The sequence below is a fragment of the Gordonia sp. 852002-51296_SCH5728562-b genome, from assembly GCF_001665475.1.
GTDB classification, from domain to species: Bacteria; Actinomycetota; Actinomycetes; order Mycobacteriales; family Mycobacteriaceae; genus Gordonia; species Gordonia sputi.
Genome location: NZ_LZMI01000001.1, coordinates 15,265 through 26,767 on the forward strand (window position 1 = coordinate 15,265; position 11,503 = coordinate 26,767).

Here is an 11,503-nt window from a genome sequence, read left to right on the forward strand (position 1 = left end):
GCACAACACCCCATGAACACGAAATCACGCATCGTCGCCAGCACCGTCGCCGTCTCGGCAGCAGTCGGTCTGGCCACCCTCGGCGTCGGCCACGCCAGCGCTGCGATCCCAGACGGCCGATACATCCTGACGAGCACAGCCGGCGCCCACGCCCCCGCCACCGTGCACGCTGGCCATCTCAGCTACCTCGGCGAGGACCTGCCGCTGGTCCAGACGCCGGGCGGCGCGACGGTCGAGGCGGCGGGGTCGGCGATCACCTACAGACTCACCAAGCGGGGCCGTGCGTACAGCGGCCCGTCCACCGTCCTCGGAGTGCCGACGGGGGTGACCATCACACTGACACCGCGGTAGGAGCGAACGAAATAAGCAGCTAGACAACGTAATTCGACAATGCAAGCATCGAAACTAGGAGCCAAGATGAACAACAAGATCAAGACCGCAACCGTCGCACTCGCCGGAGCCGCTGCCATCGCCGGTCTCGGCGCTCTGGGCACGGGCACCGCCGCCGCCGATGTGCCAGCCGCCGGCAACTACACGCTGACCATCGATGGCAAGAGCCTGCCCGTCGCCGCGCACGAAGAGCCCGGCGACATCACGCGCCTCGTCGTCACAGGCGGGCCCCAGAAGGGTGCGGTTTACTCCGCGGTCGAATCCGCACCGGTCGGCCCGGGCCAGATCGATGCCTACGGCGCGGGTCTGCACATCGGCCCCGCTGGCCCGCTGACGGGTGGACCCACCATCGGCCGGGAGACCGTGCTCCACCCGGTCGGAGGCGGCGCGTGGCGCGGTGAGGATCGCATCGTCAACATCGTCATCCCAGGCACGTCGGCCACACTGACGCCACGGTGACACCTGGTGCAACGGGATTGCGAGAGCCCCGAGTCGGAACTTCCGACTCGGGGCTCTTGTTTTGTCGACTAGGCTCAAGACACTCCTGCGTGGACCCTCCGGGCCGCGAAAACTCGATACCCCCGACGCCATCACGGCGTCGGGTGCGAGCATGCGCAGACCACGAGGAGCCACATGGACCGGAACTACGACCCTGACTTCGACGCTCTCGTTCGCAACGTCGCCGGTACGAGCCAGACGCCGGCTCGCTACCTCGCCGACGAAGTAGAGGCCATCGCCAATGAGCTCGGCGTGACGTACGCGGTGAGGGACTACTTCGTCGGCCGCGACGGTAGAGAAGCGCGCGCCGACATCATCGTCGGCGATCCGGCCTCACCCGCCGTCGTCGTGGCGGTGGCTGGCTTCGACGCCCCTGGCTGGACCCTGACGTACGCGCAGCAGGAGATCACCACGATGGCCCGGGTACATCTGCCGACGACGGCGGCACTGGTGGTGATCGATGGCGCCGGTTGGGCGCGACGCCCCGGCGAGCTGCGCCGAGTACACCGGCTGCACGCGGATGGCCACATCGACGGTCTCTACACAGGATCCTCACTCGACCAGTTCCGCGATCAACTCCGGCAGGTCTCGTGACCACCCGAACCTGGCATCCACAGGTGCGACTCGCACGGGGATTCTCCGTCGACGAGCAGATGGTGGACATCATCGAGATGTGCTTCGATCATGGCTGGATCACAAGGTTCTCGTGCCAGGGCGGTGACGAGATGTGGGAGCGCAAAGTGAGCTGCCCCGCCTACATCGCCTTTGCCCGCCAGGACCATCTGGCCTTCGTTGACCATGTGGCACAACACGTTCCACCGGATTCGCTCGAGGTACACGGCGGCAGTGTGTCGGCCGTGTATTTCGAGCCGCGACTGATCCCACTGGTCGAGCGAGCATTGGCGCGGCCGTGATCCCGCTCGACATCACTGCATTCCTGGCCGAGGTGCGGTCGGCGTCACAGCTCGCCGACCGCGACCTCGAGGCAGAGGTCGCGGGAATTGTCCGTGACCTGGGGCTGCCGCACGTTGTGGGCGGTGTGTTCGCCGGCTCGGGTGGCAGCGCCCCGGCCAGTGTCGTCGTCACCGCACGCGGGGTGCCGTTTCTCGCCGTGACCGTGTGCAGGGAACCGGAACCCGTCGAGACGCTGGCCGCCGTGGTGTCGATGTCGCAGGTGGTGTTGGTCGTCGTCGACGCTGCCAACTGGCGATCCAGCTGGCCTGCGCTGCGACGGGTGCACCAGCTGTGGGAGCGCCGGATGATCGCCGGCGTCTACACAGCGCTGAGCATGGACGAGTTCCGCAGCGACGCGGCACGATTCACCGTGCTGCGTCGGATCCCGTCCGAACGACGCACGATCGGGCTCTGACCGACGAAATAGTCTCTCTACCAGTTACTTCGGTTCGCAACGGCTGACGTCGGCGGACTGCCCCAGCTTGATCCAGTCGTCGGAAGCGTAGAGCGTCGCGTGGTACAGCTTTGTGCCGCCGAGCAGGAGCACCCACAGCTTCGTGTCATCAAACTGGTCGCGGAGAATACTGATCGCGGCGTTCGCGTTCTTCGCCGTCCCATGTGCCGCGGCGGGAATGTCGATGCCGCTCTTGGCCTCGATTCGGTAGTAGCCGTAGTCATTGGACGTAGCCTCTGCGGCGGGCTGGGTACCGAAACTCTGGCCGCTGTAGGTCGTGGTCGAAACCACCCGGCCTGACGGGTCGAAGATGGTGAGGGTTTCGTTCGCGGGCGCGTTCACGGCGTTGGCCCCGAGTCTGCCCGCACCGACGCCGATATTCTTGTCGGCGTACTGAGTCAGCCGGACTGCGTCGATCGGGTCGGACAAGTCAGTGATCTGTGTGACCAATGACGATAACTGCGGTGGGAGGTCGTACGCCTCTGTCAGCATCACAACTCGCGTCGGCTGCCTGGACCCGTTGCGGGTCCAGGTTTCATCCCACTTGGCTTGGCGCAGACCGTCGATGTTCTTATACCTGCTGCTGGTCTCGTCGACCCAGCACCTGAACGCTGAGCTCTGTCCCGCACCCGGGTTGGCGGCATTCGTTGTGGTCTTGTCGTCACCACCACCGTTCACCAGCGCAACGATGATGCCTACCAGCGCGATAACAACCACGACCACGGTGATCGCGACGAGTGCAGCGACGGGCTTTGACAGCACTCGGCGCGGCGCGGTGGGTGCGGGCCTCCCGGATAGCTGAGCCAGAGTCTGTTCCGTGATCTCAGGCGCGCTCGGATCATCAAGCTGCCGGTCGTACCGAGCGCGACGTTGCGGGTCGCCGAGAATGACACGCGCAGTCTCAATCCTGCTGCGCATCACGGTGTCCCGTGGATCGGTGCGGGCCAACTCGCTGGTCAGCTGCGCGGCTAGAGACTCTGGCGACTGTCTCCGGTCGAGCTTGTGTATCAGGTACAGATCTATAGAGTCGGGCATGGTGTTGTCGTCCCCTCGTGTCGTGAGGGGGAGAGTGCGGGGTCAGTCTCTGGGCTCGAGCGTCTTGGCCGCTGCCGGGTCGGATTCGACCGCGGCCCATAGTTCTGACGGCTTGATCCCGAGAGCCCGGCATAGCGGGAACACGCGGTCCGACGACAGCGATGCCTCGCCGGATTCCAACCGCATGATCGCGGACCGGGACAATCCGGCCCGCTCAGCGAGTTCGGCCTGTGTGAGGCCCGCCCGCTTACGCGCGTCGATGACAGCGTTTGCCAGCGCCTCACGCTGCACGCGTCTGTCCTCCAGATCGCGCTCGCTGAACTGCGTCCTCGGTGCCGGCACCAGGCCAGTTTTCCATGCGCATGCCGCCGAACCCCCGCATCCTCTCCCTCGGGTGGTGATGATGTGTCTGCAATGTCGCCCTAGAGCGACATGCTCACCATACGGGGAGCGGGACAGAGTGCGACCGCGCCGCACCGAGTTCATTTGGCTGAACGAGCGGGGTCAGTTGTTTCCGACCGCTACTCAGCCGAAGTCCCATTAGCCTTGGGACCGTGGGGAAGAACAGCAAGCAACGTCGGGATCGAAAGAAGCGTGCGCGGAAAAGGCCGGAGGCACCTGGTGTCGGGAAGCGCTCTGAGGGTGCTCACGCGGTGAATGAGTCGGATGGGCCACGGGAGCGACACTTACGATTTGCGCGCCAACTCGTCGGAGATGGATTCACGTTCGCGCGGATGGAATCGGGTCAGCAGAGCGACGTCGAGGCCTTGGTGCGTGAGAACATTCACGGCGTTGGTTCGACTTGGACTATGCCCGAGGGGGATGGTTGTGCGGTGGCGCTTGCCCAGGATGGCACGATCGCCGGATGCCTGGTGATGGGGCTGGGTCAGGTAGGGGATGACTTCCTGGCGATCATCCAACACCTTGTCGTGGACCCTGAGTTTCGAGGTCGAGGAATCGGCACGGTCCTACTCGGAATCGCTCCGCAATTGGTCAGGCAATTCAACGGAGGTGCTACCGCCCACTGGCTGGGTCAGTGCGAGGAATCGATGCGCTCGTTCTATGCGGCGGCGGGGTTCACGGCACTCCAGCCCGATGAGCCGATAAGCCTTCCGTTCGCCAAGGGGTTGGTGGGCAACGGCAATCCTGAGTACAACTGTTGGTTCTACAGTCAGCGATGAGCCGGGCCGTCCTCGGTTGGGTGTAGCTGGGCGTCAACGTCCGGGACGGCTGAAGCCGATGCCGTGCGGAACCGCGCGGGCCGCTTCGGGGTGGTTCCACCGGTACGCGTCAGTCACATCCTGAAGCTGATGCTCAGGCCGGTTCGGATCGCGGTAGCGGGTGTCATTGACCAGCTTTCGATACTTCTCGGCGTCGGTTCGGGTCGCGGCGCGCCCGGCCTCGGTATCCGCGATGTCGGCGCTCAGGTCACGCGCGGTGCCCTCGGCAGCCTCGGTGAGCTTCTCGCCCTCGTAGATCAGGTCAAGCCAGTACTTCTGGTTCATGCTCGGTGATGCTACTGGTGGCGGGTTGTCGAGTGTCGGTTTCGTCGACCGGGCTGCGACCGCTGCCCCACATCCACGCGAGGATGTCGAACACCCTGATGGCGCTGATGTCGTCGCCGACGTCTGCCTTGTCCCGCAACGCGATCAGATGGCTGTGCAGCCGGCGGTCGTCGGCGTTGAGCGCGGCCCGCAGGTTGCGGTAGAAGCTGTGCTTGCCCGGGACGTGGCCGACAGCCGTGGTGACCACCGAGTCGATGACGGGCAGCAAGTGAGGTCGCTTGCGCGCCAACAGCTTGCTGGTCTTGGTACGCCCGACGTCGTGGTTCTGACGGACCTGCGACCACAGCGCCTCGGCCTTCTCGAGTACCTCGTCGCTGGCGTCGACGAGTTCGATGTCGGTGGGGATCTGACGCAGCAGCGTGCTCAGGCCGTTGCGGTAGTCCAGGTCGCGGTCGCCGAGAATCCGCAGCGAGGTTTGGCCGGGAATGTTGACGCTGAGCAGCGTCACCGCCACGAGGTCGTCACTGGTGAACTCGTTGGTGACCCCAACTCGGTCGCCGCCGCCGGCGAACCGCTCGAACCGCGACCCGGAGAACTCGGGCACACCGTCGACGCCGACGGCGAAGTATCGGCGCAGGGCGTCGATCGCGATGCCGGCGTGTTCGGGATCAAGGATGGGCGGCAGTCGGAAACCGTCGATGGTCATTCGGGGAACCTACCGACGACACTCGCGGACCAACACCAGAATGCGAATGTGACCACAATCACTTAGTGGACCCTCAGCAGCCATCCGAAGGCTGCTTTCGTGAGCATAACTACAGGTCGGGAGCGTGTCCGGATTAGGACTGTGGTCCGCTTCGCTCGCATCGTGTCGAATCTCCGTAACCGGGTGTTGCGAACCTGAGAGGCGCCTGACAGTCTGCCTCGGCAGCGAATGAGCGTTCGCGGTCTGTAGCGGTGTCGGGGGACGCCCACCCATGTCGTGGGTGTGGCGTGACGCCCCGTCTGGTTCCACACGTGGATGTGTGGCGGAAGGTGGGTTCGGATGGTTCGTCGACTGGGAATGTCATTGGCGGCGTTGGCAACTGCTGTGTCGGCACTGACCGTCGGTGCGGGGGTGGGGCAGGCGACGCCGACACCGTTGGCCTCCAAGCACGATCATCTGGTCACCGACGACAAGTGGACGTTGGACCTGAACGCCTCGGAGCTTGTGGTCAACCCGATGAGCAACTTGGCCAACAGCGCCGCCTCCCGCGAGGGCTGGGTGTCATCGAAGGTCAACGCCACCATCTCGGGCAAGGGCACCCAGCCGGTGCAGTCGGCAATCCTCGAACAATTCCTGGTCATCGGCTGTCAGGTCGACGTCACCGACGGCGCCACCCTCGGATTGGGGTTTTCGGTCGGTCCGAACGTGGGTGTGACGATTAGCGGCGTGCCTGGCGCCACTCTCGGTGCGTCGGCGTCGGTGTCGCCGAGCATTTCCACCCAGATCAAGCCGGGCAAGATTTCTGAAATCTCGTTGGGTAAGAAGCAGTTGCAGACCAACCGCGCCTCGGTGCGCGTCAAACGCGCCCGCGTGTCGGTCGATGGCTGTCTGGGACCGACCACGGTGCGCATCATCGCGCGGCTGTCGGTGTCCACACCCACTGCCGACGACACGATCAACGTGTTCTCCGCCCGGATGTGGCTGTAATTCGATGGGAGCGAAGATGAACGCGGATCACAGCATGGCGTCGACATCGAGGGGCAGGCTCACTGCTGCCTTATCGGCCGTCGCGGCGACTGTTGTCGGGATCGTGGTTGCAGCTACTGCGCTGACCACTGGTGGCGCTGGCGCGGAGACCCCGGCCGAACGGTGCGCCCGAGAAACCGCGACCTACAACCAAGCGTGGAAGCAAGCCTGGGTCGCCGCGCACCCCGGCTCAACGATTGACGACGCGCCCGCGCCCACGCCTCCTTACATATGCCATGATCCCGGCACTCCTACCTCGAGCGCTCCGTCGATGCCGTCTGTCACCGCGCCGAGTATCCCGACGACCTCATCGCCTGGACAGGGCGTGCAGCCCACAGCGCACGCACCAACGGACATCCCCGCTCCCGGAACGACTCCAATCGTGCCCGTGCCTGGCGGGTCAGCTCAAGAGGAACCGGAGAGCTCGCGCGCCGAAACTGTGACGATCCCGATTGGCAGCACCGGACAGTGGATCAAGTTGCGCTTACCAGGTGGCATGCCGGGAGTAGCCTTCGCTCGCACCGATCGGGGTAGAGCGCTCCAGCAGCTATCTATCCGACGACAGCCCGGAACGTCACCCGTTCAGATACCAATCGAATCATCAATACCTGCTGGCTCGTTCTGGCAGAAACTCGACGGCCAGCGCACAGCACTGATGGGACCTGGCAATGTCATGCTGACGATGCTACTCACCGATGGTTTCGATCTCGGAGTAAGGGGCAAGGATCTTGCTGCCGTATTTAAAGGCACTTCCAGTATTGGGACATTGTTGTCCCAGTCGCGGAACCCTGCGGATGCGAACGGGTGCACATGGACTAATGGTGGTGCGCTTTCAACAAACTGCGTGAATGTGACAGGCAGCGGCACCCACATCGACTCTATCCAAGGGCAGATTGGCCCAAGCGCCACACGGTCCCTCGGTTCGAACATGTGCGATGGAGAGGTCGAGTTTTCTTGGTACGACGGAAACGGGAATCGCCAACAACGGACCAAAGGGACGCCCGGTTGTACCCCAGTCGTACCAGGTATGCTCTGGTCGCAGACCCTGAACGTTGATGCGGACGCCAAGGACGGCTCGCAAGTGTGCACGCGTAGCCGGAGTAATTTAACTCAGGGCTCGTGGTCGCCATACGCCTGCGAAACGGTCAAGAGCTGATCGATGAAGTTTGAATCGAAGAAGAGCCTTGTTGGGTTCTCAATTGTCCGTGTTGCGGCCGGACTCTACATAGCGCTGTACCCCATCAAGAGCTGGGTCGGGCTGTTTCGAGGCACGGTCGAGGTGTCCGCCTTTTCGGTGATGTATCTTGTCGCGACGCTAGTTGTCGGAATATGGATAGCTGCACTGGGCGTGCGCGGTCTTCGTAATCTCAGAAAAGATGTTTAATCGTGAAGTTGTTGCTCACGCCTGCGGTCCACCTGGCTGCGATAGTGACAATCCTTTTCGTCATTGCCACGGTGTTCGCTCTGGTCTCGTTCGGAGTGGTTTTCTGGTGGCAGCCGCTGAGCGCGATCGTGTTCGGCGGAGTCTGGTACGGACTGTCTCGCCTTCGCGCGAGGACCAAGACCCGGACCGAAGGAAGTCGTTGACGTGATCGCATGGTTGGCCCTGCTGCGGCCCGCGGACTCGTTGGAGAGCGGCACCCTGGCCGAGGCGGTGGTGCACGCAGTCTCGACGGTCGGTGGCGTCGACTTCCACGAGGTCGTCGCTCGGGGTCGCGTAGCTGTGGAACCTGGGATCCGTTGCGACATCTACGAGTTGCCGACCAACGACCTCGATGACCTGGCGGGACTCGCCGGCACCGACGTCGGTACGGCGTCGGTGTACGACGTTCGCCGGTTCACCTATCGGCCGGGTATTTCGCTCGAGGAGGTGCGCGCGGCCGAGGAGGCACTCGGTGAGCCGTTGCCGCCGCGGTGGGTCACCTACCTGACGGGGTCGAGTGTGCTCGAGTTCGTCGAGGGCGAGGAGTACCTGCATCTCTACTCGCCCGCCGACATCGCCGATGTGACCAACGCCTACTACGAGTGGGTGCCGCGGATCGGTGCGGCGATGATCGCTGACGACGGCGGTTCGGGGCGGCTCATGCTGGATACGCGCGTCGGCGACGGCAGCCCGGTCGTGTACTTCTACCCCGGTGGCGATGACGGGTGGGGGGGCACCACCGTGCAGGCCGACAGCATCGACGCCTTCATCCTATCGGCGGAGGCGGGCACGTTCGAGATCGTCTTCGACGACGCACCGGAGTACCGACCGCGCCTGTAGTTGGCTCGATGATCCGGACTTCTCACGCTGACGCGGTGCTCTCAGCGATCACCCGGTGCACAGTCCCCACCGAGACACCGACCCCAGCCGCGATCTCGCGGATCGACTCGTCGCGGTCGCGGCGGGCGAGGATTGCCGCGCGCTTGTCGTCGTCGACGACGCTGGGCCGGCCACCGACCTTGCCGCGCCGGCGGGCGGCCTCCAGGCCGTTGCGGGTCTTGCGGCTGATGTCGCGACGGCGGTCCTCGGCCAGCGCGAGCGCCAGGTCCAGAACCAGTGACCGCTCGGTGTGCTCGCCGGCGGCGACGCCCTCGAGAACCTTGACGCCGATGCCGCGCTCGAACAGGTCGGTGAGCACGACCAGCCCCTCGAGCAGGTTGCGGCCGAGACGGTCGACCTCCTGCACAGTGAGCAGGTCGTTGGGGCGCAGGTAGTCCAGCGCGGCTTTGAGGCCCGGCCGGTCGTCGACGCCGAGCTTGCCGGAAACCTTCTCCTCGAACACCTTCACGCACAGCGGATCAAGCGCGTCATGCTGCCGACGCGTCTCCTGCTTGTCTGTGCTCACCCGCACCAATCCGACGAGCGACACGGTGGCCACCTCCGTTCAGCAAACGTGTTCGCAATCCTGCGCCCAGGTTACCATTTATTGAACGGGTTGTTGAACATTTCGGCCCAGGGGCGCGCCCCGAGGGGCAGCGGTGTTCGCGCTGTTCGACCAATGACCGTTTGTTGAACGAAAAGCTACGGTCGTCGCTCGTCGACGGTCGCAGCGGAGTGGTCGTGGGTTTAGATCCGGCGGTGCGAGGACTTGCTTCGGTTCCTTGCGGAGCACGAGGGTCGTCCCGCCCTTTTACTCGGCCCCGAACTCCCAGCGGTACTGCAGCGCCGTGAGGGTGCCGGTGTCAGGCTCGAACGGCATGATCAGCGTCTCTCCCTCGTCTTGGTCGATCCCGCCGTCGTCGGTGAATCGCATACCCGACCAGATGCCGATCATGCACTCGCCGGCGTGCCGACGCGCGTGCTCGATTTCGCCGCGCGTCAGGAACACAGATTCGCCACCGCCTTGCGTGCCCTTCGCCTCGAGGTAGAGCGTCTGGCCGTCTCTGGTGGCGATGGCGTCGTAAGGGCCGGAGTACCTGGTGTCGCGAACCGTCCAGCCGTCGTCACGGTAGTGCTGCATCAACCAGTTCTGTGCCGCGTCCTCGATGGCCTTTCGCCGCGCCGCGTTGGCGAGGAATCCCTGGCCAGGGCTCGATGCCTGATTCGCGCTGACGTGTTCGGTCCAGAGTGTTTCGAGGTCGTCGACGATGTCGGAGCGGATTTGCGTTCCACTCGCCATGGGCGCCCAGTTCTGTGCTGGGAAAGTCGCTTTCAAATCATCTGTGGGCAGGAGATCTTCGATCTCGACGAGTCGATCCCAAATGACGCCGACATAGTTGGCCGGGTTGCCGCTCCCATCCCAGTGCGCGTCGGTGTGGATGATCTCCCCGATGGAGCCGGCGTCGCCGGTGAAATCAACTGCTTCACCGCTGCCGACGATGCCGCGACCATGATTGCCCTGGCGCAGCATGAACACCAGGTCGCCGGGGTAGATGCCAGAGGTTCGGCGGCCGGTCGACCAGTTTTTATCGGCCGTGCCGTCGCTCTCAGTGGCCAGCACACACTGCCCATAGTCCGACCACGGGTAGTTGTCGGGGTTCCAGGTCAGCAGGAACGCACGTCTCTTGCCTCCGCTACTCTGTCGCTCTTGGTCCATGACGCACAGTCTCGCAGACACAGACGACGACGCGTACTGACGACCGTTCTGTGGGCAATCGAGACCTCTCCTTGCTGGTAGCGAAGATGAGACTCATCGAGCGATACGATCCGGTCGGATAGTTGCTATAGGTTTCTCTCATGACCAGCGAAAAACAGGTGGAGCCGGCCACAAAGTTCGAGCAGGTCCTGCGCGCATCGGCGCAGATGCCTGGGGTACGGATCAACAGGACCAAGTACCTGCGAAGTGAGCTCAAGCGGTTCTGCTCTGACGAACAGATCGACCAGGCAGTGGCCACGAGTCCCGCTGAGGCTGGTGTGCCGATCGATGTCGTGAATCGAATCGCCAACAGCGTGATCAAGAACGAGACCGGCAGGGTGACGGCCATTTCTGCTGCTGCCGGTGTACCAGGCGGTTTCGCGGCATTCGGCACCGTGCCGGCCGACATCGCGCAGTACTACGGCCATGTGCTCCGCGTCGTCCAGAAGCTGGCCTACATCTACAGCTGGCCGGAGCTCTTCGCAGAGGAAGGCGACGGTCTGGACGCGGCGACAGAGAGCATGCTGACCCTGTTCATCGGCGTCATGTTCGGTGTGAACGCCGCCCAGGCTGGGGTATCACAGGTATCTGCACTCATCGCCAAACAGGTCGCCAAACAACTTCCGAGGCAAGCGCTGACCAAAGGCACGGTCTATCCGGCGGTAAAGAAGGTCGCGACACTCATGGGAGTCCGCATGACAACGCAGATATTCGCAAAGGGTGCGGCGAAGATCGTGCCGCTAGTGGGGGCGGCAGTCTCGGGTGGACTGACTTTCGCGACTTTCATGCCGATGTCGAAACGGCTGCAGAAGCATCTGGCGAGCCTGCCGCTGACCAACCCCAGCCACGGCGCACCGAAGGCCACGGTGGATTGATG

The 11,503-nt window shown here is 63.9% G+C and carries 15 protein-coding genes; 9 read left to right on the forward strand and 6 right to left on the reverse strand.

Annotation, left to right across the window (positions count from 1 at the left end):
* Positions 1 to 12: 12 nt before the first annotated feature.
* The 5 genes from A5766_RS00080 (at position 13) to A5766_RS00100 (ending at position 2,257) form a co-directional block, all read left to right on the forward strand.
* Positions 13 to 351 carry a hypothetical protein gene (locus A5766_RS00080; RefSeq protein WP_064902928.1) on the forward strand — a complete coding sequence of 113 codons (339 nt, stop codon included), beginning with the start codon at positions 13 to 15 and terminating at the stop codon, positions 349 to 351.
* Between the two features lie 66 nt (positions 352 to 417).
* Positions 418 to 849 (forward strand): hypothetical protein, encoded by a 432-nt coding sequence (locus tag A5766_RS00085; protein WP_064902930.1) that lies wholly within the window; start codon positions 418 to 420, stop codon positions 847 to 849.
* A gap of 174 nt (positions 850 to 1,023) precedes the next feature.
* Positions 1,024 to 1,482 carry a hypothetical protein gene (locus A5766_RS00090; RefSeq protein WP_064902932.1) on the forward strand — a complete coding sequence of 153 codons (459 nt, stop codon included), beginning with the start codon at positions 1,024 to 1,026 and terminating at the stop codon, positions 1,480 to 1,482.
* Positions 1,479 to 1,802, forward strand: coding sequence for a hypothetical protein (locus tag A5766_RS00095; protein ID WP_064902934.1), 324 nt, complete (start codon positions 1,479 to 1,481; stop codon positions 1,800 to 1,802). Before A5766_RS00090 ends, A5766_RS00095 begins: the two co-directional genes overlap by 4 nt.
* On the forward strand, positions 1,799 to 2,257 hold the full coding sequence (locus A5766_RS00100) for a hypothetical protein (protein ID WP_064902937.1): 459 nt from the start codon (positions 1,799 to 1,801) through the stop codon (positions 2,255 to 2,257). Before A5766_RS00095 ends, A5766_RS00100 begins: the two co-directional genes overlap by 4 nt.
* 24 nt (positions 2,258 to 2,281) lie before the next feature.
* On the opposite strand, the gene A5766_RS00105 is transcribed toward A5766_RS00100, so the two are convergent.
* Together A5766_RS00105 and A5766_RS00110 are read right to left on the reverse strand one after the other, a co-directional pair.
* Positions 2,282 to 3,214 carry a hypothetical protein gene (locus A5766_RS00105; protein ID WP_156527318.1) on the reverse strand — a complete coding sequence of 311 codons (933 nt, stop codon included), beginning with the start codon at positions 3,212 to 3,214 and terminating at the stop codon, positions 2,282 to 2,284.
* A gap of 159 nt (positions 3,215 to 3,373) precedes the next feature.
* On the reverse strand, positions 3,374 to 3,673 hold the full coding sequence (locus tag A5766_RS00110; protein WP_064902941.1) for a helix-turn-helix transcriptional regulator: 300 nt from the start codon (positions 3,671 to 3,673) through the stop codon (positions 3,374 to 3,376).
* Between the two features lie 392 nt (positions 3,674 to 4,065).
* On the opposite strand from A5766_RS00110, the gene A5766_RS00115 reads away from it, so the two are divergent.
* On the forward strand, positions 4,066 to 4,512 hold the full coding sequence (locus A5766_RS00115; protein WP_082965402.1) for a GNAT family N-acetyltransferase: 447 nt from the start codon (positions 4,066 to 4,068) through the stop codon (positions 4,510 to 4,512).
* 33 nt (positions 4,513 to 4,545) lie between these two features.
* On the opposite strand, the gene A5766_RS00120 is transcribed toward A5766_RS00115, so the two are convergent.
* Together A5766_RS00120 and A5766_RS00125 are read right to left on the reverse strand one after the other, a co-directional pair.
* Positions 4,546 to 4,836 carry a hypothetical protein gene (locus tag A5766_RS00120; protein WP_064902945.1) on the reverse strand — a complete coding sequence of 97 codons (291 nt, stop codon included), beginning with the start codon at positions 4,834 to 4,836 and terminating at the stop codon, positions 4,546 to 4,548.
* A complete protein-coding gene (locus A5766_RS00125) occupies positions 4,814 to 5,542 on the reverse strand; it encodes a DUF6308 family protein (RefSeq protein ID WP_231894493.1) in 729 nt (242 codons plus the stop codon). The genes A5766_RS00120 and A5766_RS00125 overlap by 23 nt, the downstream gene beginning before the upstream one ends.
* A gap of 339 nt (positions 5,543 to 5,881) precedes the next feature.
* Here A5766_RS00125 and A5766_RS00130 point away from each other — a divergent pair, with 339 nt between their 5' ends.
* Both A5766_RS00130 and A5766_RS00145 read left to right on the forward strand, forming a co-directional pair.
* Complete coding sequence (locus A5766_RS00130; protein WP_064902947.1) at positions 5,882 to 6,529, forward strand: MspA family porin; 648 nt, start codon at positions 5,882 to 5,884, stop codon at positions 6,527 to 6,529.
* Between the two features lie 1,627 nt (positions 6,530 to 8,156).
* Positions 8,157 to 8,831, forward strand: coding sequence for an SMI1/KNR4 family protein (locus tag A5766_RS00145; RefSeq protein ID WP_064902953.1), 675 nt, complete (start codon positions 8,157 to 8,159; stop codon positions 8,829 to 8,831).
* Between the two features lie 22 nt (positions 8,832 to 8,853).
* Here the strand turns inward: A5766_RS00145 and A5766_RS00150 are convergent, their stop codons facing one another.
* The gene (locus A5766_RS00150) at positions 8,854 to 9,420 is read right to left on the reverse strand and encodes a recombinase family protein (protein ID WP_064903019.1); all 567 of its coding nucleotides are present in this window, start codon (positions 9,418 to 9,420) and stop codon (positions 8,854 to 8,856) included.
* Positions 9,421 to 9,681: 261 nt separating this feature from the next.
* Positions 9,682 to 10,587 (reverse strand): DUF3883 domain-containing protein, encoded by a 906-nt coding sequence (locus tag A5766_RS00155; protein ID WP_064902955.1) that lies wholly within the window; start codon positions 10,585 to 10,587, stop codon positions 9,682 to 9,684.
* Between the two features lie 140 nt (positions 10,588 to 10,727).
* Here A5766_RS00155 and A5766_RS00160 point away from each other — a divergent pair, with 140 nt between their 5' ends.
* Complete coding sequence (locus A5766_RS00160; RefSeq protein ID WP_064902957.1) at positions 10,728 to 11,501, forward strand: hypothetical protein; 774 nt, start codon at positions 10,728 to 10,730, stop codon at positions 11,499 to 11,501.
* Positions 11,502 to 11,503: the final 2 nt, after the last annotated feature.